The organism is Streptomyces sp. NPDC007189, assembly GCF_040703635.1.
Taxonomy (GTDB): Bacteria; Actinomycetota; Actinomycetes; order Streptomycetales; family Streptomycetaceae; genus Streptomyces.
In genome coordinates this window covers 232,842-254,646 of sequence record NZ_JBEYEY010000005.1, presented here as the reverse complement: position 1 = coordinate 254,646, position 21,805 = coordinate 232,842, and the positions used below count along the sequence as shown (strand labels likewise).

The following is a 21,805-nucleotide window of genomic DNA, read 5'->3' as shown; positions in this document are numbered from 1 at the left end:
CCCCTCTTTCTTCCGCTTCTTCTCGTCTGCCGCATCTTCTCGGCCGCCGTGCACGACTATAAGATACCCGAGGACTGTAAGACATCTGATATCCATCGTCAATCTGAGACCTATGCCGAACCGACACGGGAGGAACCATGGCGAGCAGAGAAGCGGAGAAGCCGGCACGCGAGCACGACGAGGTGTTGATCGTGGGCGCCGGGCCCACCGGGATGATCACCGCCTGCGAACTGCTGCGGCGCGGCATACGCGTCCGCATCGTCGACCGCGCCCCCGAACCGTCGCCGTTCCCCAAGGCGCTGCTGGTCTGGCCGCGCAGCATCGACCTCTTCGAGGACCTCGGCGTGCTGCCCGAACTGCGCGACGCGGGCGTCCAGATCAACGCCTTCAGCTACTTCTCCGAGCGCCGCCGGCTGGCCGCTTTCCACTTCCCCCAGCACCTCAGCCCCCTCTGCCTGCCGCAGAACGAGACGGAACGGATCCTGCGCACCCGCCTGGAGCAGCTGGGGGGCAAGATCGAGCGCGGGGTCCGCCTCCTGACCCTGGAAGGCCTGGACTTCTCCGGCCGCATCGAGGGCACCGCTCTGGTGACCGCCGTGCTGGAGCACTCCGACGGCCGCATCGAGCGCGCCCGGGTGCCCTTCCTGGTCGGGGCCGACGGCGCCGGCAGCGCCGTACGCGCCCAACTGGGCAGCGGGTTCACCGGATCCACCTACGAGAGCGCCTTCGCCCTCGTCGACGCCCGGATCAAGGGACGGCTCCCGTCCGACCAGGCGCTGTACTACCAGTCCGCGTCCGGTGCCCTCGTGATCGTGGCGCTGCCGGAGGGGGTCTTCCGGTTCTTCTGCAGCCTGCGCCCCGGGGAACGGGTCGACGTGGAGAACATGCAGCGGATCGTCGACGAGCGCGGCCCCAGCGGCATCACGCTCGCCGAGCCCGTGTGGGTGTCGGAGTTCCGCATCCACGCCCGGCACGCCGGCGCGTTCCAGCTCGGCCGGGTCTTCATCGCCGGGGACGCCGCCCATGTGCACAGCCCCGCGGGCGGCCAGGGACTCAACACCGGGATGCAGGACGCCCACAACCTGGCCTGGAAGCTGGCCGCGGTGATCCGGGGGCAGGCCCCGTCCTCCCTGCTCGCCACCTACGGGCCGGAACGCTCGGCGGTGGCGCGGCGCGTCGTGCGGGACACCGACATCCAGACCCGGGGCTGGCTGGTGCGCCGGCCCTCGGCGGTGGTGGCGCGGGACGCGGCCTTCAGGGCCGCCGAGCGCACCGGGCTGTTCCGGCTGTACGCGCCCGTGATGGCGGGCCGCCGGCTGTCGTACCCGGCGACCCGCCCCACCCAGGTGCCCGGCTCCCGCTCCGCCTGCCGGCTGCGCTCCCGGATGCCCGGGGGCCTGCGGGTGGGGGCGGTCTTCCCCCGCGAACTCGCCGTTCCGCACGGCTTCGCCGGTCCCGCCGGCCAGCCGCACGGCTGGACGCTGGCCGTCGTCGGCCGTGACGCCGGCGCGGCCTGGCGCGAGCAGGTGGCCGGAGTGACGGCGCCCTGGCCGGAGGTGGCGGCCGTGTCGCTGGCCGCCGGCTCGGCGCGGACCGCCACGGGCTGCGCTGCACAGGGCTACTACCTGGTGCGGCCCGACGGCCACATAGCGGCCCACGGTCACCAGGACGACCTGGGGCGGCTGCGGGCCGAGCTCACCGAGTGGCTCGGCGCCCGCTGATCCGCGAAGCAGCGGAAGGGGGGTGCGGCCCGTGGGCCGCACCCCCCTTTCCTCGTCTCCGGCCGACCGCCGGTCAGGCGACCCGCTCGGCCGGCTCGCCGAGACCCAGCGAGATCTCACCGGTCGTCAGCAGGTCGAGCATCTGGGCCAGTTCGCGGTCCTCGGGCGTGGCCGTGCGGAACACGAAGTGCCGCAGACCGGCCTGCTCAGGACCGCCGAAGAAGCGGAAGAAGCCGATGTCGGCGCCGTGGGCGGTGAAGGACTCGTACAGGAAGACCGAACCGCCCGGCACGAGCAGCCCCCGGCCCGCCGCCGTCAGGTCGCCGGACGCGGCCTCGTAGAGGACGTCGCAGGTGTCGGTCACACCGTCCAGGTCGCACAGCACCCGGCCCGCGCCCAGCTCCGTCACCTCGGCAGCGCGCGCCGGGTCGTGGACCACCGCGGTCACCTCGGCGCCCAGCGCGGCGGCCAGCTCCACCAGGAGGCGGCCGATGCCGCGGTCGGCCCCGGTCACCATGACCCGGCGGCCGGAGACGGTCCCGGCGCCGCGGATCAGGCGCAGCGCGGTCAGCACCGCGACCCGCAGCGCGGCCGCCTGCTCGAAGCTGACGTGGTCGGGCAGGACCACGGCGTACTCGGCCGGGATCGCCATGCACGGCGCCCACGTCCCCGCCGACGCCACGCCCACGATCCGGTCGCCGGGCAGGGGGCTGAAGCCCTCGGGGGCGCCCCGCAGCACCACACCGGCGATGTCCCAGCCCCGCAGCCAGCCCTCCGGCAGCGGCTCCGCCTTGATCATCTCGTCGTGTTCCGGGGCCACGGCCCGCACCACGACGAGGATCTCGTCGTCGGCCTGCGGCGTGGCGGTGCTCGGGGCCGCGAGGGTCTGCCGGAACGTGAACTGCTCGGTCATGAAGGTTCCTTTCCTGCATGAGTCCTGCATGAGTCCTGCGTGGGTCCTGCGTGGTTCTCCGTGGGTTCCGCGTGGGCTGGTCTAGGCGTCCTCGGTGACCAGCACGGCGGTGCCGTCGAGCTCGTCCACCGCCACCACCTCGAACGCGTCCGCCCGCTCGTCGACGCACGCGGCCAGCGTCAGATGTCCCTCCAGCACCCGGAACCGGATCCAGGCGTGCGTGTGGTGGTCGTCGGGGACGCCGGGCGCCAACCGGACGCGCAGCTGCAGCCGTTGACCCCGGCCCACCGCGACCTGCGCGGCGGTGACCTCTCCCGTGGCCACCGCCAGGCAGACCAGTTCCTGTGCGGACACGGCCCGGCCGTGCAGGCGGACGTACGGCTCCGCGCTGCCGAAGACCCGCAGGGCCGGGCCCGGCAGCCCGCAGGTGCAGGCGGCCGGCTCGCCGCGGTCCGCGGTCCGGTAACGGATCAGCGGCGGGTTCCGGTCCGGGTGCAGCGAGGTGACCAGCAGCCGTCCGCCCGAGAACTCCACGTGCTGGTACGGCAGCGGGTGGTAGACGTCCGTCAGGCACTGCGGTCCGCGGTGGCCGGTCGCGCCGGTGCTCGGTGTCCCGTACAGGCGCCAGACCTCCGTGTACGGGAAGCGCTCGGCGATCAGCCAGTCGGGGGTGGTGTCGTGCGTCGCCCCGCCCAGCAGCAGCGTGCGCAGCCAGGGCACCGGGCGGCCGGCCGCGGTGCCGGAGAGCAGTCGCTCCATGGCTTCCGGCGGGGCCGCCACGGCGGTGACGCCGAGCCGGGCGAGGAGGTCCAGCCAGTCCTCGTGGCCCCCGTCGGGCAGCCGGCCGAGGGCCAGCGCGGTCGCGCCCGACTCGGCGGCGAGGCGGTTGTGGAAGTAGTGGTCCTGGCTGAGCCGGCCCGGTGGGTGGAGATTGGCCAGGACATCGGACGGACGCAGCGGATTCCACACCGTGCGCACGTCCGGCGCGAACATGTCCGCGGGGAGCAGGGTCAGCGCCGGGTCGGCCAGCGTGCCCCCGTCCGCCCACAGCAGAGCCGGACCCGCGCCGCCCGGCAGGCTCAGCGCCTCCTCGGTGGCCCGCGCGAGGTCCTCCCGCGTCATCACCGGAAGGTCCGCCAGCGCCGGCACCGCTCCTCCGCGCAGGTGGGGGGCATAACGGGAGGCCAGGTGCGGCAGTCGTGCGGCGCGGCGGAGCACTAAGGCCAGCGTGTCCGTGTCCGCCGGCTCCCGCACGGCTGTGACCCCCGGCGTGTGGTGATCCAACAGAACTCACCCCTTCTCGCTCAGGTACGGCAGCCGCCGTGCCGCCCACACTAAACTAGAGTCCTCTTTTGATCCAGAGTCTTTTCTTGGATCGAAGACTACGCTTTTCGTGCATCCCAGAAGATGCTTGTTCTGCAGTACATGTTTGTACTACGATCGATCATGACGTGACACTCACCACCCGCACGCCAAGGGGGATTTCTTGATGGGTGCAGAGCGCACGGAAACGCCGATCGCCGTCGTAGGGATGGCCTGCCGGTTCCCGCAGGCCGAAAGCGTCGAGGAGTTCTGGGCCGGACTGGTCGGCAACGTCGACGCGGTGACGCCGATCCCGCCGGAACGCTTCGACGTCGCGGCCCACTACGCCCCGGCCGCCCGCACCCCCGGCCGTACGGTCTCCCGCCACGGCGGCTTCGTGCCGGACCCGTTCGGGTTCGATCCCGGTTTCTTCGGCATCTCCCCGGCCGAGGCCGTCACCATGGACCCGCAGCACCGGCTGCTGCTGATGGTGGTCCGGGAGGCCCTCGACGCCGCGGGCATCCCCGCACCCGACGTACGGGGCAGCACGGCCGGAGTCTTCATCGGCCAGGCCACGGCGGACTACGCCGGCCCGCCGGCCGGTGACGACAGCCTGGCCGCGCACACCCTGCGCGAAGCCACCGGAAGCCACTTCCGCGCCATGGCCGCCGGACGCATCTCCTACGACCTCGACCTGCGCGGCCCCAGCATGACCGTGGACACCGCCTGCTCCTCGTCCCTGGTCGCGGTCCACATGGCGCGGCAGAGCCTGCTGTCCGGGGAGACCGACCTGGCCATCGCCGGCGGTGCGAACATCATCCTCTCGCCGCGGGACGCGGTCGCCTTCTCACAGGGCGGCATGCTCTCCCCGGACGGCCGGTGCAAGTTCGGCGACAGCGAGGCCGACGGGTTCGTCCGCAGCGAAGGGGTCGGCGTCGTCGTCCTCAAGCGGCTGCGGGACGCCGAGCAGGCCGGCGACCCGGTGCTCGGCGTCCTGCTGGGCAGCTCCGTCACCAACGACGGCCGGGCCGGCGGCTCGCTGGTCAAACCGGCCGTCGACGGCCAGGCGGCGATGCTCCGCGAGGCGCTGCGGTCCGCGGGAGTGCGCGCCTCCCAGCTCCACTACGTCGAGGCCCATGGCACCGGCACCCCCGTGGGGGACACCGTCGAGCTGCGGGCGCTGACCCAGGTGCTGCGCGAGGACGGACCGGTGCGCCGCCGGCTGCCCGTCGGTTCGGTCAAGTCCAACATCGGGCACACCGAGGCGGCCGCAGGCGTGGCCGGGCTCATCAAGGCGCTCCTCGTCGTCCGCCACGGGCTCGTCCCGGCCTCCCTGCACCTGCGGGACCCCCAGCCGCTGCTCGCCGGGGACGACTGCCCACTGGAGGTGGTGGCCGCCAACCGGCCGCTGGAGACCGGCGGGGAGCGCGCCCTGGCCGGGGTGAGCTCCTTCGGCCTGTCCGGCACCAACGCGCATGTGGTGGTCGCCGCTGCGCCCGCGCCGCCCGCCGTACGGCCGCACGGCCCGACGGAGCTGCCCGCCGGCCGCCCCGCTCACCTGCTGGTGCTCAGCGCCCACTCGCCCACCGCGCTGCGGCGCACGGCCGCCGACCACGCCGCCTTCCTCGGTGCGGACGGCGCCGGGCGCGCCCTTCCCCTGTGGGACGTGTGTGCCACGGCGGCGCTGAAACGGCAGGCGCATCCCTACCGGCTGTGGGCCGTCGGCGCCGACCACGACGAACTGGCCGAGGTGCTGAGCGCGCTCGCCGAGGACCGGCCGACCGACCACGGCGGCATGGGCGAGGCAGGCTTCGACGGCCCCCGTCCGACGGCCTTCGTCTTCCCCGGCCAGGGCTCCCAGTGGACCGGCATGGAGCGCTCCCTGCGGGCCCAGAGCCCCGCCTTCGCCCGCGCGCTGACCGAGTGCGACGCGCTGGTGCGCGCGGAGACGGGCCGATCCGTCCTGCAGACGCCGGCCTCCGCCACGGGCGACTTCCCCGACGACGTCGCCACCGTGCAGCCGGTGCTGTGGTCCATGCAGGTCGCGCTCGCCGCCCTGTGGCGCGACATGGGCGTCGACCCGGACCTCTGCGTCGGGCACAGCATGGGCGAGGCCGCCGCGGCCGCCGTCGCGGGCGGGCTCACCCCGGCCGACGCCGCGGCCGTGATCTGCCGTCGCAGCGCGCTGATGCAGGGCGTCACCGGCCGGGGCGCGATGCTGGCCGTGGAACTCTCCCCCGAGCAGGCGCGGGACGCGATCGCGGAGGACGGCGGCGCCGTGTGCGTCGCCGTGGAGAACGCGCCGCGCTCCTGCGTCCTGGCCGGTGACGCCGACGCCCTGCGGCGCATCGCCGCGCGGCTGGAGCGGCGCGAGGTCTTCCACCGGCAGGTCCAGGTCAACGTCGCCTCCCACTCCCCCGCCATGGAACCGCTGCGTGCGGAACTCCTCGCCCGGCTGGCCGATCTGACTCCTCGTCAGGCCACGATTCCGATGCTGTCCACCGTGACCGGTGCCCTGCTGGCCGGCCCGGAACTCGACGCCGGATACTGGATGGACAACCTGCGCGAGCCGGTCCTCTTCCACGACGCGATACGCCACCTGGCCAAGGAGAACACGCCGGTCTTCGTGGAGATCAGCCCGCACCCGCTGCTGCAGGGCGCGATCCGCGACACCCTGCTGGAAGCCGGCTGTGCGCCCACCGTGATCGCCTCCCTGCACCGCCGCGGGCCGGACGGACCACTGGCGCTCGCGCGGTCGCTCGGCGCCTTCTTCGCGCACGGCGGCCGGGTCGACTGGGAGCGCTGGTTCCGCGGCGAGGTCCGCCGGGTCCCGCTGCCCGCCCTCCCCTGGGACACCGAGCCGCTGCGGCGCCCCCTGGCCCCGCCGGTCCCGGCGCCCCTGCGGTCCGCCACCGAGGTGCGTGCCGACCTGCGCGAGGCGGTCGTGCGGGTGGGCGGGCTGGCTCCTGTGCCGCCCGCGGTGCATCTGGCCGTGCTGCACGAGGCGGTCGTCTCGGGTACGGCCGCCGCGGACCCCGGTGCCGTCGCCATCGAGGACATCCGCCTGTCGGACGAGCTGGTCGAGATACCGTCCGACCGCGCGGAGCTGGCGCTGCGCGTGCACACCGAGGCACGGGACGGGGCGCTCGCCGCCGAGGTGTACGCCGGCCCCGGGGCGGCGCGGACGCTCTGCCTGACGGCGACCGTGCGCAGCGGCGCGGATCCCGCCGAGTCCGGCACGGCGGCGGGGGCCGTCCCGGACGGACGGAAACGGCTCGACACCGCGCTCGGCCGCTGCCGCACGCACCTCACCCGGGACGAGTTCCTGGCCGGACTCGCCACCCGCGGCTACGAACCGAGTCCCGCACTGGTCGCCGTACGTCACCTGTGGCGCCGGGACGGAGAGGCAGTGGCGCAGCTGCACCGCCCCGCGATCTCCGGGCCGGCCGCCTGGGAGGCCTGCCTGCTGCCGCTGCTCGCCGCGGTCCCCGGATCGGTTCCGGCGCACTGGGCTTACCGGGTGGCCGGCCTGGACCGGGCACGGTTCCTCGCCGCGCTGACCCCGGAGTGCTGGGTGCACGCCACGTTCCGGGCCGAGCGCGGCGCGGCCGCGGCCGGTGCCGACGTGGCCGTCCTGGACCCGGACGGCCGGCCGCTCGCCGAGTTCCGCGGGATCCGGCTGTGCCGCCTCGGCGCGGCACCGGACGGACCGACCACCGTCCGCCCGCTGTGGGAGCTGGGCCGGTCGGCCGGAGCGCTGGTCGCCGGGGCGGTGCGGACGCTGCATCCCGTGGGCACCGACGAGATGATGCGGCTGCCGGGGCTGCTCGCGCAGCGGCTGTTCCGGGCGGTGCGGGCGACCGGCGCGGCGGCATCGCCTCCGTGCGCGCCGGGCGCCGCGCGCGGTACCGCGGCCGCCGTCCCCGCGATCCGCGCGGTGGAGGCGCCTGCCGGGGAGCCCGTGCGCGCCGAGACGGACCCGGGACGCCGCGATGCGGCCGCCCGGTTCGTCGAGATCGTCGCGGGGGTCGTGGGCACCCGTCCGGCACGCATCGACACCCGCCGCCGGCTGAGCGACTACGGCGTCGACTCGCTGTCGGCCGTGCAGGTGCGCAACCGCGTCCGGGAGGAGCTGGGACAGGACATGCCCCTCGCCCGGCTGCTCGGCGACAGCACCCTGCAGACGCTGGCCCAGGGGCTGGCGGCGGCCTGCTGAGCGGTCCCCCCGGGGGGCGGCCCCGTCAGGAGGCCGCCCCCACCCCAAACGTGAACTATGACTCATTGATAGATCGTGATACATGTAAGACGGAGGGGCCCTGACCGGCCCTCCGCCGACGGGGGCCACGCCGGTGACAGGAGCGAAGCGAATATGGCAGAGAGGGAGTCGGTGGTCCCTGGCCGCCGCGAGCGCAACAAGCTGCGAATCCGCAGCCGCATCTACGACTCCGCCCTGGAGCTGTTCACGCGCCAGGGCTACGAGCAGACCACGGTCGACGAGATCACGGAGGCCGCGGACGTCGCGCGTGGCACCTTCTTCAACCACTTCCAGCGCAAGGAGGACGTCATCGCGGCCTGGGGGGAGACCCGCCGCGAACTCCTGCACGGCGGGCTCGCCGCGGAGGGCCTCCGGCCGGACGGCGGGGAGAGCACCGTCCATGCGCTGCTGCGCTGTATGAGCATCCTCGCCGACATCAGCCTGCGGGACGCCGACCAGACGCGTGCGCTGCTGACCGCCTGGGTGAAGGCGGGGTTCCCGCTGCACGAACAGCCGTACGTGAGCGACACGTTCGCCGCCTTCGTGGCGGCCGGGCAGGGCCGCGGGGAGATCCGGCCGTCGGTCGACGCCCGGCTCGCCGGCTTCCTCCTGCGCGACGTCTATCTCGGCACGCTCTTCCGGTGGGCGCAGCCGAACCCCGGAATGGACCTGGAGGCGGACCTGCACGCCGCGTGCACCACGGTTCTGGAAGGCATCCTGGCCGGGGGCACGCCGGCGCGGTGAGGGCCGGCCCGCGTCCAGGGCGTCAGCCCGCCACCACCGCCTCCGCCGCCGCCACCGCGCACACCCGGGCCGCGCCGTAGGTGGTGATGTGCACGGCGCCGCGCGGGGCCGCCCCGGGCAGGCCCATCTCCACGACGACCGTGTCGGGGCGGGCGGCGAGCAGGGTGTCGAGGGCGGTGCGCATCCAGGGGTGCCGGTGTTCGTCGCGGACCACGGCGACGATCCGGCGGCCGTCGGAGACGGCGAGGGCGTCGGCGCCCGCGGTGTCGCCGGTGAAGGAGCCGGAGGCGGTGCCGGGCAGCAGCCGCCGCAGCTCGGCGGCCACGCCCCAGGGGGTCTGGTCGCCGACGGCGATGTTGCGGGCCGGCTCGAACTGGGCGACGTACACCGGCGCGGTGACCGGTGCGGCGGCGCCCGCGCGCGTCACGGTGAGCGCGCGGCGGGCCGCGACCAGGCCGATCTCCGGGTCGGGCGCGGTGGCCGCCGCGTGGCCGCGGGCCCGCGCCGTCCACCGGGCCAGCTCGCGTACCCGTGCGGCCGCGTCGGCGAGCCGTTCCTCGGGCAGTTCACCGGAGCGCACCGCGGCCACGAGCGCGTCCCTGAGCCGCAGCACGGTGTCCTCGTCGCACAGTCCGCCGCCCACGCAGATGGCGTCGGCGCCGGCCGCGATCGCCAGGACCACGCCGTGCTCCAGGCCGTAGGTGCCGGAGATGGCGCGCATCTCCATGCCGTCGGTGACGATCAGCCCCTGGTAGCCGAGTTCCTCGCGGAGCAGTCCGGTCAGGACGCGGTGGGAGAGGGTGCCGGGGCGGTCGGGGTCGAGGGCCGGGACGAGGATGTGCGCGCTCATGATGGCCCGGGTGCCGGCGGCGATGGCCGCGCGGAACGGGGGCAGTTCACGCTCGTACAGGGTCTCCGCGTCGACGTCGATGCGGGGCAGCGCGTGGTGGGAGTCGACGGCTGTGTCGCCGTGCCCGGGGAAGTGCTTGGTGCAGGCGGCGACGCCGGTGGACTGCAGGCCCTCGACCCAGGCGGCGGTGTGCCGGGCGACCAGGTCGCTGCTCGCGCCGAAGGAGCGCACCCCGATGACGGGGTTGTCGGGGTTGGCGTTGACGTCGGCGGAGGGCGCCCAGTCGAAGTTGACGCCGCAGGCCGCGAGGCGCCGGCCCAGCTCGCGGCTGACGGCGCGGGTGAGGCCGGGGTCGTCGACGGCGCCGAGGGCGTGGTTGCCGGGGAAGGAGGAGCCGGTGCGCACGTCGAGGCGGGTGACGTCGCCGCTCTCCTCGTCGATGGCGACGAGCAGGTCGTCGCGTTCGGCCCGCAACTGCGCGGTGAGCGCGGTGACCTGGTCCTCGGAGACGACGTTGCGGCCGAACAGGGCGACGGAGGCGAGCCCTTCGCCGAGGCGGCGGCGCACCCAGTCGGGCGCGGTGGTGCCGTCGAACCCCGGCTGCAGCACGGCGAGGGCGTCCCGGGTGAGGGTGTCCGTGCCCGTGGCGAGTGTGGTCATCGGCGGGGTCATCCCTTCACGGCGCCGTCGGTCAGGCCGCTGACGGCCTTGCGTTGCAGGAAGACGAAGAGGATCAGGATGGGCAGCGCGAACAGGGACGAGGCCGCCATGGTGGCGCCCCAGTCGTCGCCGAAGGCGGTCTGGAACTGCGACAGCCACAGCGGCAGGGTCTGCTTCTCGATGTCCTTGTTGAGGATCAGGACGAGCGGGAACTCGTTCCAGGCGGTGATGAAGCCGAACAGCGAGGTCGCCATCAGGCCGGGCGCGAGCAGCGGGAAGATCACCCTGACGAAGGCCTGCATGCGGGTGCAGCCGTCGACCATGGCCGACTCCTCCAGCTCCTTCGGTACGGCGGCGACGTAGCCGCGCAGGGTCAGGATGGTCAGCGGGAGCACCATCATCGTGTAGAAGACGGTGAGCGGCACCAGGCTGTTGAGCATGTCGTCGTCGCGGACGATCATGTAGATGGCGATGATCATGACCTCCCAGGGCGCCATCTGCGCCAGCATGAAGGTCACGATGAGCCCGCGCCGGCCCCGGAACCGCATCCGGGCGAGGGCGAAGGCGGCGAACAGGGCGATGACGAGCGAGCACAGCACCGAGCAGACGGTGACGGTGACGGAGTTGAGGACCAGCGTCCAGAAGTGGTCGGCGTGCACGGCCCGGTCGAAGTGGCCGAGGGTGACGTGCGTCGGGAACCACACGGGGTTCTCCGCGATGATGTCGCCCGTCGGCTTGAAGGCCGTGGCGAACATCCAGTAGACGGGGAACACGAAGCCGACGAAGAGGACGACGGCGGTCGCGTTGGGCCAGATACGGCCGAAGAGCGAGCGCTTCACAGCTCGTCCTCCTCTTGCTTGAGCACCATGCGCAGGTAGTACGAGGTGATGGCGAGCAGGACCAGGATGGTCAGGAAGGAGATCGCCGCGCCGACTCCGAAGTGCTGGTTGCCGACGCCCTCGACGTAGGCGTAGATCGGCAGGGTCTCGGTGAGCCGGTCGGGGCCGCCCGCGTTCATGGCGAAGAGCTGCGGGAACGCCTTGAAGACCCAGATGACCTCGAGGAAGGTCGTGGAGTACAGGAACGGCCGCAGGAAGGGCAGCGTCACGGAGGCGAAGCTCTGCCAGGCGCCGGCGCCGTCCAGGGCGGCGGCCTCGTACAGCTCCCTGGGGATGGTGGTGGTCGCGGCGTACAGGTTGATCGCGACGAACGGCACCGACATCCAGACGATGAGCAGGGTGACCACGGAGAAGGTGGAGAACTGGGTGCCGAGCCAGTTGTAGTCGGCCATGGAGTGCCAGCCGACCTTGTCCAGGACCCAGTTGACGACGCCGAAGCGCTGCGCGAACAGCCACTGGTAGACGGTGGTGGCCGCGATGACCGGCATGGCCCAGGCGAGGACGAGGCCCATCATCAGCGTGAGCCGCATCTTCCTGCCGAGGCGGGCCAGCAGCAGCCCGGTCAGGGTGCCGAACACCATGATCAGGACGACGTTGGCGGCGGTGAACAGGACCGAGCGCTCGACGACCTTCCAGAAGTCCGAACCGGTCAGGACCTCCTTGTAGTTGTCGACGCCGTTCCACTCGGTGAGGTGCTGGATGAGCTGGCGCGGGTTGAGGTTCTGGAACGACAGCATGCCGTTCTTGACCAGGGGCCAGCCGAGCAGGACCAGGGTGGCCAGCAGCGCCGGGAGCAGCAGGAGATAGGGGGTGGCGGCACCGCGGCGGGCCGGGGATCCGGAGTCGCGCTCCGCGCCCCGTGGCGGCCCCGGTGTCCGGGCCTTGCGGACAGCGGGCTCCCCGGCCGTGTCCGTGCCTTGGGTCTGCACTGACATGAGGTGTCATCTCTTCCGTGGCCGAACCGGCCGTACGAACGGCTGAGCCGGGGGCGCCTGCCGCGGCGCCCCCGGCGCGGGTCATCAGTTCTGCTGGGCCAGGCGCTTGTCGATCTCGGACTGGACGTCCTTGGCGGCCGCCGCGGGAGCCTTACCGTTCAGCACGGCGGTCATGTAGGACTTGATGGGGTTCGGGGTGTTCTCCACCGCGGCCCACTCCGGGATCAGCGGGGTGGTGCCGCCGACGGCGGCGGCGGGGGCGGCGGCCTCGGCGGCGCCGTTGCCCTGGAGGTTGCTCTGCAGGGACGTCTTGTTCGGGATGACGCCGTTGAGCTTGGCCAGTTCGCCCTCGTACTGGTCGGACAGGGCGATCTTCAGGAACTCCTTGGCCAGGGACTGCTTCTTGCTGTTCTGGGCGACGGCGAGGTTGGAGCCGCCGAGGAAGACGCCCTCGGGCTTGTCGGCCGTGGCGCCGGGGACGGTGAAGTAGCCGATCTGCTTCTCGATGGACTTGTTGGCCTGGATCGCGGTGCCGGCCTCCCAGCCCATGCCGATGAACGCGCCGGTCTTGCCCTTGGCGAAGATCGTGGCCTGCTGCGGGGTGGCCTCGTCCTTGTCCTTGGGGGCCTTGGAGTAGGAGGCGTACTTCTTGTACAGCTCCATGGCCGCGGTGACCTTGGGGTCGGCGAGGTTGGAGACGTACGTGTCGCCCTGCTTCTTCACCAGGTCGCCGCCCTGGCCGATGATCAGGCCGTCGAGGAAGTACCAGTTCTGGCCCGGCAGGTAGAGCGGCTCCGCGTCGGTCTTCTTGCCGATCGTCTCAAGGTCCTTGAAGAACTCGTCGCGGGTCTTGGGGGTGGTCTTGATGCCGGCCTTCGCCCAGATCGCCTTGTTGTAGATGACGACGCGGTTGGCGAAGTACCAGGGGGCGGCGTACTGCTTGCCGTCGTACACGGAGGACTGGGAGACGGACGGCGTCCAGTCGGCGCCGATCGCCTTCTTGACGTCGGAGAGGTCGGCGAGGCCGCCGGTGGCCGCGTAGGCCGGGGTCTGGGTGTTGCCGACCTCCAGGACGTCCGGCGGGTTGTCCTCGGAGAGGGCGGTGGTGATCTTCTGCTGGATCCCGTCCCACTTCTGGATCTCGAACTTCAGCTTCGCGCCGGTCTTCTTCTCGAACGCGGCCTGGACGTCCTTGCTCCACTGCGGCGGAGCGGAGCCGTCCATGGTCCAGACGGTGAGCGTCTGGCCCTTCCAGCTGCTCGGTCCCGCGTCCTTGGAGCCGTCCTTGCCGCCGTTTCCGCCACACGCCGCAACGGAGACCATCATGCCCGCGATCACGATCGCGGCAGCGAGCTTGCGCTTCACGCCACCCTCCTCAGGGATGCCACTAACCCCCCACGCCCTCGGCGGTGACCTGCGTACGACGCTGTTGCACGTAGGGCTCGGGACCTGGCCACTAATGGTGTAGACCAGTACGGTGGAGCTTGGCCTAGACCTTTCGGGGTGTCAAGGGTGGTCAACCGAGCCGATTCCGGCCGTTACGAGAACGTCACCGGAGCGCCTCCGTCCGCATCCGCCCCTTTCGCCCGGCGCTGGACCGGACCATCAGGGGCGCGGCGAGTTGGACTAGACCATAGGGCAGTTGGTCGCTATAACGGGAGGCCGTCGGCACGGCCGGGAAGGCAGGCATGACCATCGACGTCAGCGGCGCGCGCGTGCCGAAGTACTACCGGATCAAGCAGCAGCTCCTCGCCATGGCCGAGGCGCTGCAGCCCGGTTCGGCCATGCCGGCCGAGCGGCTGCTCGCGGTCCGGTTCGGCACCTCGCGGACCACCGTGCGGCAGGCGCTCACCGAACTCGTGGGCGAGGGCCGGCTGGACCGGATCCAGGGCAAGGGCACCTTCGTCTCCCCGCCCAAGCTGTACCGCACGCTGCAACTGACCTCCCACACCGAGGACATGCGCGCCCAGGGCCTCACGCCCTCCTCGCAGGTGCTGGACCTCGGGGAGGTCGAGGCCGGCCGGCGGCTCGCCGAGCTGCTCGGCATCGCGGCAGGCGAACGCGTGCTGCGCATCGAGCGGCTGCGGCTGGCCGGCGGCGAGCCCATGGCGATCGAGACCACCCACCTGTCCGCGCGCCGCTTCCCCGGCCTGCGCCGCTCCCTTGCGACGCACCCCTCGCTCTACACGGCCCTCGCCGAGGTGTACGGCGTCCGGCTCGCGGAGGCCGACGAGACGATCGAGACCTCCCTGTCGACCCCGCGCGAGGCGCAGTTGCTCGGCACCGACGTGGGCCTGCCGATGCTGCTGCTCTCCCGGCACTCGCGGGACGCGGACGGCGCCCCGGTGGAGTGGGTGCGCTCGGTGTACCGGGGCTCCCGGTACAAGTTCGTGGCCGCCCTGCGCCGGCCGGCGGGGGAAGCGGGACTGCGCCGGCCGGTCCCCTGAGGGAACCGGCGCGCCGCGGCCGTTGCCGTTGCCGTCAGTCCAGGAACGCCGTCTCGATCCAGCGGCGCACCGCCCGCGGGCGCATCCGGTGCAGCCGGTCCACGGTGTCGGCGACCTCCGGCGCGCCGCCCACCGACAGGAACTTCTCCCGCACCAGCCCCGCATGGCCCGCCCGGGTCTCCGGCCCGGCGGCGCCGACGGGGATCAGCCGGGTGCGCGAGACGGTACGGCCGTCCGTCAGACGCACGGTGACCCGGGCGCCGGTGGCCTTCGTGGACCGGGAGAAGTCCCGCTCGTCGGCGGCCGGCGCGCCCACCAGGTCGACCAGTTCGTCGCCGCCGAAGCCGCGCAGCCACGGCACGGCCAGCTCGCCCGCCTCCCGTACGGCCTCGCCGAACGGCGCGTCGGACAGGAACAGCTCGCGGGTCATCTCGGTGTCGTGTTCCAGCCGTATCCGCTTGGCCAGCGCCCAGCGGTCGGGGTCGTCCAGGTGCGGCGGGGAGAAGTCGTCCACGCCGAAGCCGCCGGTGAGCAGCGTGGTGGCGACCGGATAGGGCACGTCCAGGACCAGCGCGCCGAGCGGGGAGCCGGGGCCGGTGACATAGCGGGCGGCCCGCTCCCCCGCGAACAGCGTGTACAGCGAGGCCTCCACGACCACCTCGGCCACGTCCCGCGGCCGGACGGGACCCAGCTCCTTGTGGATCTCCGCCGCGCAGTCGACCGCCGCGTCGATGCCGGGGCCGCCCGGGTGCATCTTGAACGACAGGGTGTCGGTGTGCCAGCGGCGCCCGAGGCCCTTGGCCACCGCCTGCGGCAGCGGCACGGTGGCGAAGCGGGCCAGGAAGCCGTCGCTGTGCTCCATGATGTCCGGGGCCCCGCGCAGCCCGGCGTACGCCGCGTCGCAGGCGTCCATCGCGGTGCGCACCGGGGTGAAGGTGTTGAACAGGCGGGCGTCGCTGGCCAGGAAGGCCCGCATCAGCGGCCAGTTGGGCATCGCGAAGGCCAGTCCGAAGGCGTTCTCGAACAGGGTCGCCGGCGCCCGGTCGCAGTGCAGCCGGCCGGCCACCGCCCCGGCCAGATGGGTGTGCACGGCGCTCTGGCCGCGCAGCGGTCCGAGGGTCGCGGAGGCGGTGATCCGGGCCGCGCACTCGTTGGCCGCGACGACCGCGGTGAGCAGCGAGAGCCCGTCCAGCTGCCGGGCGTAGGCGAAGGCGAGCGGCACCGCGACCGTCGAGTTCGACAGGTGCCCGGCGTACGCGGTGTCGTCCAGGTTGAGCCAGGAGCCGAGCGCGGCGAAGACGCCGGCCGCCTGGCGCGGGTCGCGCTGCATGGGGTGCCCGAACGCGGCCACCAGCTTTCTGCCGAGCGGGTGCTTCAGTCCGGCGCGGATGGAGGCGATCTGGGACAGCACCTGGCTCGCGGCGAGCTTCAGCACCCGGCAGGGCACGTCGTTGGGGCGCAGGGTCGCTGCCCAGTGCGACAGTTCGCGCAGCGGGGTGTCGGCGGGCGTGCGGCCGCGGGCGGCCCGGGGCGGGACGCTGCCCTGCTCGGCCCAGTCGGCGCACAGCGCCCGGGCGACGCTCTCCGCGAGGACGGCGGTCATGGCGGAAACCTTCCTGCTGCCTGGTGGTACGTCCGCGGACACGGCAGCGGGAGCACCGTCGCCCCGGTGCTCCCGCCGTGAGAGGGGTGTTACGCCGCCGGGACCTTGTCCAGGAAGCCGTAGACGCCCTTGATCTTGCCGGCGCCGTCGGTGACGATCACGTCGAAGCCGATGGCGATCGGCTCGGCGCCCGGCTCGGTCACCAGGCCCCACTGGAAGCGGGCCTGGTCGTGGTGGGCGTCGACGGTGCCGTGCAGCTCGAAGCTGAGGCCCTTGAACTGGTCGCGGGCGCCGGCCACCACGGCCGCGAAGCCCTCGTGGCCCTCGACCGCGGCGAGCGGGTCGATGTACGGAGCGTCGGCGGTGAACAGCTCGGCGATGGCCGCGGCGCGCTTGTCGGCGTCCGCCTCGTTCCAGATGGCGAGGTAGCGGTTGACGGTGGTGGTCAGGTCGCTCATGCGGGCGATCTCCTTACGTGGTGTTGCTTCTGGCAGTTCTTCGGACAGGTGGTTCGGGGGAGGGCCGGTTCAGGGGAGGGCCGGCGCCCAGACCGGGAGGGCTCCGGGGAGCACCTCGAAGGTGGCCCTGGCGCCGATGCCGTGCTGGTACTCGCCGTCGTGCTCCAGCGGGAGCCGGCGGCCGTCGGTGCGCTCGACGGTGATCGTGCGGCCACGGGCGTACACGGTCGCCGGATGGTCCATGTGCCGTGCGTCCAGCGTCAGTTCGGGCACCTGGCCGGCCGGGACGGCGCCGCCGATGACACACACGTCGAGCAGTCCGTCGTCCAGCAGCGAGTCGGGCAGCACCAGGAACCGGCCGCCGCGGTAGCGGCCGCCGCCGACGTTGGCGAGGACCGTGGGGCCCTCGTGCACCACCCGGCCGTCCACGGTGACCCGGCCGGGGTACGGCTCGTAGCCGGCGGCCGTGTCGGCGAAGGCGCGGGCGTAGCGCTCCCGGCCGGTCAGCGGCAGCCGGCGGGCGGTGATCAGCGCGTCGGCGATCACCCCCGAACAGGCGCCCAGGTACACGAGGTTGCGGGTCTCGGCGAGGCGGGCCAGGTCGAGACGGCGCAGCCGGGCGCTGCCGCCGATGCCGTAGTCGGTCAGGACGGCTTTCAGGGACTCGCTCCAGGGGCGCTCGCCCCACAGCATCTTGTAGCCGGAGTTGCCGGTGCCGCCGGGCACCACCGCGAGGGTGGCGTTCCCGGTGACGGGCACGAGTCCCTGGACGGCCTCCCGGACGGTGCCGTCCCCGCCGATGACGACGATCAGGTCCGGCGCCCCGGGCGCGGCCTGCGCGGGCCGCTGCAGGGCGCGGCGCACGGCGGCCGTGGCGTCGCCCGGACCCGTGGTCAGGTGCACCTCCGTGTGCTCCAGGCAGGAGGCGCACAACTGGCGCACCTCCTCGACCAGTTCGGGCGAGTGGCTGCCGGAGGCGGGGTTGCCCAGGACGAGCGCCCGGGTGGGAGCCGGGGCTGCGGTGTCTGCCATGGCGGGCCTGCTCCTTCTCGTCGGACGGCACCGGTGGGACCGGGCCGGGGGACGCCCGGCGCCGCGGTGATCCCCACTGTGCCGGGGGCCTCTGTCACGGCGCTGACGCGCGGCTGACGCCGGGTCCGGCCCGGGCCGTGGGGCCGGCCGGTGATCGTCGGACGCGTCAGCGGTCGATCAGCGGTGCGGGGTCGAATGGCACCGATTTGTGTCCCGTCGACCGGAGTGAGACAGCCATGACCACACGGACGCGTCCGGCCCTTGCCCTCCCTCGCTACACCTCGGAGTTCCGCCGGGAGGCCGCCCGATTAGCGAACGCGGCCCGCGGCATCCCGCCGGCCGAGCCGGTCCCGACGTGCCCCGGATGGACGCTCGCCGACCTGGTGCGGCACGTGCGACAGGGCCACGACTGGGCGACCACGATCCTGACCCGCCGGAGCACCGAGTTCCTGCCGCCCAGCGACCTCTCCGACGCCCCGGAGGACGGCAGGAGCTGGACCGAGCGCGTGGCCGAGCTGGGCGCCCGTGGAGCGGCCGGCGACCTCGCCGACCCGGGCCGACGGGCGCGCTTCCTGGCCGAGGGCGCGCACCGGCTGGCCGAGGCGCTCGACGGGGTCGGTACCGACGTGCCGCTCTGGGCGCCGCACGGCAGGCAGAACAAGGAGTTCTGGCTGCGCTGGGCGCTGTACGAGACGGCCGTGCACCGGGCCGACGTGGCCCTGGCGGCCGGCCTGCCGTTCGAGATGGACACGGACGTCGCACTGGACTGCGTCGACTTCTGCCTCAGCGCCTTCGGGGAACCGGCCGCCCGGCCGTTCCTCTCGCCCCGGTTCGCCGAGGTGCCGCGCGGCGGCGAGACGCTGAGTTTCCGGTCGTCCCGGGCGGCACCCGGCGGACCCGGCGCCTGGCTGATCACGTGCGCGGCGGAGGGCGTACGTGTCGGCCGGGACGCACCGGCCGGCGACCCGGCCCACGCCACCGTGATCGCCACGCCCTCGGACCTGCTGCTGGTGGTCAAGGGGCGGTTGCGGCCGCGGAGCCCGCGGATGACGGTGCTGGGCGACCGCGCCCTGCTGGACTTCTGGCTCAGCCACGCCGTCTCCTGACCCCGAGCCGGCCGAGGCCACCGGGTTCGCCCGGTGGCCTCGGCCTGTCCGGCGGCGTCACCAGGTGACCGGCAGTTCCTCCAGGCCGTACACGATGGTGTTCTCCCGGAAGCGGACCTGCTCCGGCGGCACCGCCAGGCGCAGGGTGGGGAAGCGCGCGAAGAGGGCGCTCAGGCACACCTGAAGCTCCATGCGGGCCAGCGAGGCGCCGGGGCACAGGTGGGCGCCGTAGCCGAAGGCGAGATGGCCGGAGGCGTCGCGCTGGACGTCGAGGCGGCCGGCGCCGGCGTACACCGACTCGTCGTGGTTGGCGGCGGGGATCGCGACGATCACTCCCTCCCCCTTGCGGATCAGCGCCCCGCTCAGCTCGACGTCGTCCACGGCGGCGCGGACCTGGTTGTCCTGGGAGATGGACCAGTAGCGCAGGAGTTCCTCGACCGCCCGCTTGTACAGGGACGGGTCGGCGCGCAGTTCGGCGAGCTGGGCCGGGTCGCGCAGCAGGCTGAGGACGCTCAGGCTGATCTGGTGGGCGGTGGTCTCGTGCCCGGCGACGAGGAAGAAGCGGGCCATGGCGACGAGTTCGTCGTGGCTCAGCTCGCCGCTGGCGACGTACCGGGTGGCCAGCCGGCTGATCAGGTCGTCCCGGGGTTCGGCGGTGCGCTGCGCGGCGAGCCGGTCCAGGAACCGCGTCATCTCGACGAAGGCCGCGTACGTCTCCTCGGGGCCGGCCTCCTGGGAGAGGATGACCTGGCTCTGCTCGGTGAAGTCCGCCTCGTCCTGCTCGGGGACGCCGAGCATCCGGGCGATCACCAGCGACGGCAGCGGGATCGCGAAGTGGCGCACCAGGTCGACCGGGTGGGGGCCCGCTTCCAGGCCGTCCAGCAGCTGCTGCACGAGAAGCTCGACCTCGGGGCGCAGGGCGCGGGTGCGGCGGGCGGTGAACTCGGTCATGGCCATGCGGCGCAGCCGGCCGTGCTCCGGGTCGTCCATGCGGTTGAACGACATCACGCCGGGCTCGGGCGGCAGCTGGATCCGGATGGGGAAGCCGGGCTGCTGGTCGTCGGCGCTGAAGCGGTGGTCGTTGAGCACCTGGCGCACGTCCGCGTGGCGGGTGACGAGCCAGGCCTCGCCGCCGCGTATGCGCACCTTCAGCGGGGGCCGTTCGCGCAGCTCGGCGTAGGCGTCGGGGGGCGCGTAGGGGCAGGAGCGCGGCATGGGCCACGCGGGGAGTGGGTCAAGGGTGTCGGGCACGGATGTCCTCCGTCGGCTCGGCCGAAAAGCGGCGGGTCGTTTCGGCCAGCGTGGAGGAGACGGCTGACGGGTTTCTGACGCAGCACTGACGGGCGCACAGAGGTTCTGCCTCCGTGCGCCCGCCGGGTGTGGGTTCTGTTCCTCCGCTGCCGTCAGGACGCCTCGGCCTTGCGCGGCAGCAGCTGCACCAGCAGTGCCACCGCCACGCAGATGGCCGCCTGCACCAGCAGGCCCGCGCCGAAGGCGTGGGAGTAGGAGTGGGGCGTGACCTTGTGGCCGGCGACGCCGAAGAAGACGACGCCGATGACCGCGATGCCCACGGCGTTGCCCATCTCCTGGGCGGTGGAGAAGACACCGGAGGCGGCGGCCGCGTGGTGCGGGGCGACGCCCTCCAGGACCAGCGAGGCGAGCGGGGCGACGACGAAGCCCATGCCGAAGCCGGCGAGCACCATGGCCGGGATGCACCAGGCGACGGAGCCGCTGCCGCCCAGCTCCCAGGCGGTGGCGGCGAGCGCGACGTTGCCGACCGCCTGGAGCAGCGCGCCGATGGTGAGGACCTGCCTGCCGAGCTTGGCCGCGACCTTCGGCGACTGGGCGGAGCCGATGAAGAAGCCGAGGCCGAGCGGGATGAACAGCAGACCCGACTCCAGGGCGGACAGGCCGCGCCCCTCCTGCAGGTACAGCGCGAGGACCAGGAAGAAGGAGGCCATCGCGGCGAAGAACACCAGCAGCGAGACGACGCCCACGCCGAACGCGCGGTCCTCGAACAGGCTCGGGTGGACCAGCGGCGACTTGTCGCGGGCCGCCTTGCGGCGCTGGGTCCACCAGAACGCGGCCAGCAGCGGCACCGCCGCCACCAGGCACTCCCACGTCCAGGTCGGCCAGCCCTGCTCCCGGCCCTCGACCAGCGGCAGCACGACGGCGGCGAGTCCCGCGGTCACCAGGATCACGCCGGTCCAGTCGAGGCCGGTGTGGCCCTCGGCCCGGGACTCGGGCACCACCTTCGGCGTGAGCAGCAGCACCACCGCGCCGATCGGGGCGTTGATCAGGAAGATGGTCCGCCAGTCCCAGCCGAAGACGTCGGCCTTGATCAGCAGGCCGCCGATGAGCTGGCCGAACACGGCCGAGGCGCCCATCGTGATGCCGTAGGCGTTGAACGCGGCGACCCGGGCCTTGCCCGCGTAGGCCGTGGTCAGGATGCCGAGGACCTGCGGGATGACGAGGGCGGCCGCGGCGCCCTGCACCGCGCGCGCCACGATCAGCTCGGCCATGTTCGGGGCGATGCCGCAGGCCAGCGACGACAGCGTGAACAGGGCCAGGCCGATGGAGAAGACCTTACGGCGGCCGTAGAGGTCGCCGAGCCGGCCGCCGGTGATGAGCATGGCGGACAGGCCGATGTTGAAGGTCGCGGCGACGAGCTGGATCTCGGCGCTGGTCGCGTGCATGTTCTGCTGCAGCGACGGGATGGCCACGTTGACGATGAAGAAGTCGACGTTGGCGATGAAGAGACCGGCCAGCACGACCCAGAGCGCACCCCAGGCGGGCTTGCCCGCGGCCTCCTCGATGTCCGGTGGCGGGGCGGCCGAGGCCGCGCTGCCGGTCAGTTCCGCTTCGGTGGTCATGGACGAC

16 protein-coding genes are annotated in these 21,805 nt (G+C 73.1%); 5 read left to right on the top strand and 11 right to left on the bottom strand.

All coding sequences use genetic code 11. The features are described from left to right. Positions 1 to 137: 137 nt before the first annotated feature. The gene (locus AB0950_RS13110) at positions 138 to 1,721 is read left to right on the top strand and encodes an FAD-dependent monooxygenase (protein WP_366778512.1); all 1,584 of its coding nucleotides are present in this window, start codon (positions 138 to 140) and stop codon (positions 1,719 to 1,721) included. 73 nt (positions 1,722 to 1,794) lie between these two features. On the opposite strand, the gene AB0950_RS13105 is transcribed toward AB0950_RS13110, so the two are convergent. Both AB0950_RS13105 and AB0950_RS13100 read right to left on the bottom strand, forming a co-directional pair. Next, positions 1,795 to 2,634 carry a hypothetical protein gene (locus AB0950_RS13105; RefSeq protein ID WP_366778511.1) on the bottom strand — a complete coding sequence of 280 codons (840 nt, stop codon included), beginning with the start codon at positions 2,632 to 2,634 and terminating at the stop codon, positions 1,795 to 1,797. Between the two features lie 81 nt (positions 2,635 to 2,715). Next, positions 2,716 to 3,756, bottom strand: coding sequence for a hypothetical protein (locus tag AB0950_RS13100; RefSeq protein WP_366778510.1), 1,041 nt, complete (start codon positions 3,754 to 3,756; stop codon positions 2,716 to 2,718). Positions 3,757 to 4,123: 367 nt separating this feature from the next. On the opposite strand from AB0950_RS13100, the gene AB0950_RS13095 reads away from it, so the two are divergent. Both AB0950_RS13095 and AB0950_RS13090 read left to right on the top strand, forming a co-directional pair. Continuing rightward, positions 4,124 to 8,152, top strand: coding sequence for a beta-ketoacyl synthase N-terminal-like domain-containing protein (locus AB0950_RS13095; RefSeq protein ID WP_366778509.1), 4,029 nt, complete (start codon positions 4,124 to 4,126; stop codon positions 8,150 to 8,152). 153 nt (positions 8,153 to 8,305) lie between these two features. Next, positions 8,306 to 8,935 carry a TetR/AcrR family transcriptional regulator gene (locus AB0950_RS13090; RefSeq protein WP_360147932.1) on the top strand — a complete coding sequence of 210 codons (630 nt, stop codon included), beginning with the start codon at positions 8,306 to 8,308 and terminating at the stop codon, positions 8,933 to 8,935. A gap of 22 nt (positions 8,936 to 8,957) precedes the next feature. On the opposite strand, the gene AB0950_RS13085 is transcribed toward AB0950_RS13090, so the two are convergent. From AB0950_RS13085 to AB0950_RS13070, 4 genes are all read right to left on the bottom strand, one after another. After that, the gene (locus AB0950_RS13085; protein WP_360147935.1) at positions 8,958 to 10,445 is read right to left on the bottom strand and encodes a glycoside hydrolase family 3 N-terminal domain-containing protein; all 1,488 of its coding nucleotides are present in this window, start codon (positions 10,443 to 10,445) and stop codon (positions 8,958 to 8,960) included. Positions 10,446 to 10,453: 8 nt separating this feature from the next. Continuing rightward, entirely contained in the window at positions 10,454 to 11,284 is an 831-nt protein-coding gene (locus tag AB0950_RS13080) for a carbohydrate ABC transporter permease (RefSeq protein WP_360147938.1), read from the bottom strand. Continuing rightward, a complete protein-coding gene (locus tag AB0950_RS13075) occupies positions 11,281 to 12,279 on the bottom strand; it encodes a sugar ABC transporter permease (RefSeq protein ID WP_366778508.1) in 999 nt (332 codons plus the stop codon). The genes AB0950_RS13080 and AB0950_RS13075 overlap by 4 nt, the downstream gene beginning before the upstream one ends. 84 nt (positions 12,280 to 12,363) lie before the next feature. Further along, the gene (locus AB0950_RS13070) at positions 12,364 to 13,644 is read right to left on the bottom strand and encodes an extracellular solute-binding protein (protein WP_360147944.1); all 1,281 of its coding nucleotides are present in this window, start codon (positions 13,642 to 13,644) and stop codon (positions 12,364 to 12,366) included. A gap of 323 nt (positions 13,645 to 13,967) precedes the next feature. On the opposite strand from AB0950_RS13070, the gene AB0950_RS13065 reads away from it, so the two are divergent. Further along, on the top strand, positions 13,968 to 14,726 hold the full coding sequence (locus AB0950_RS13065; RefSeq protein WP_360147947.1) for a GntR family transcriptional regulator: 759 nt from the start codon (positions 13,968 to 13,970) through the stop codon (positions 14,724 to 14,726). 34 nt (positions 14,727 to 14,760) lie between these two features. On the opposite strand, the gene AB0950_RS13060 is transcribed toward AB0950_RS13065, so the two are convergent. From AB0950_RS13060 to AB0950_RS13050, 3 genes are all read right to left on the bottom strand, one after another. Then, positions 14,761 to 16,329, bottom strand: coding sequence for an MmgE/PrpD family protein (locus AB0950_RS13060; protein WP_360147950.1), 1,569 nt, complete (start codon positions 16,327 to 16,329; stop codon positions 14,761 to 14,763). Positions 16,330 to 16,418: 89 nt separating this feature from the next. Further along, on the bottom strand, positions 16,419 to 16,787 hold the full coding sequence (locus AB0950_RS13055; RefSeq protein ID WP_360147953.1) for a nuclear transport factor 2 family protein: 369 nt from the start codon (positions 16,785 to 16,787) through the stop codon (positions 16,419 to 16,421). A gap of 69 nt (positions 16,788 to 16,856) precedes the next feature. Beyond that, positions 16,857 to 17,819 (bottom strand): diacylglycerol kinase family protein, encoded by a 963-nt coding sequence (locus AB0950_RS13050; protein WP_360147956.1) that lies wholly within the window; start codon positions 17,817 to 17,819, stop codon positions 16,857 to 16,859. Positions 17,820 to 18,055: 236 nt separating this feature from the next. Here AB0950_RS13050 and AB0950_RS13045 point away from each other — a divergent pair, with 236 nt between their 5' ends. After that, a complete protein-coding gene (locus AB0950_RS13045) occupies positions 18,056 to 18,925 on the top strand; it encodes a maleylpyruvate isomerase family mycothiol-dependent enzyme (protein WP_366778507.1) in 870 nt (289 codons plus the stop codon). Positions 18,926 to 18,982: 57 nt separating this feature from the next. Here AB0950_RS13045 and AB0950_RS13040 read toward each other — a convergent pair whose 3' ends face one another. Continuing rightward, positions 18,983 to 20,176 (bottom strand): cytochrome P450, encoded by a 1,194-nt coding sequence (locus tag AB0950_RS13040; RefSeq protein WP_360147962.1) that lies wholly within the window; start codon positions 20,174 to 20,176, stop codon positions 18,983 to 18,985. Positions 20,177 to 20,328: 152 nt separating this feature from the next. Next, positions 20,329 to 21,798 (bottom strand): MFS transporter, encoded by a 1,470-nt coding sequence (locus AB0950_RS13035; protein ID WP_360147965.1) that lies wholly within the window; start codon positions 21,796 to 21,798, stop codon positions 20,329 to 20,331. Positions 21,799 to 21,805 lie beyond the last annotated feature (7 nt).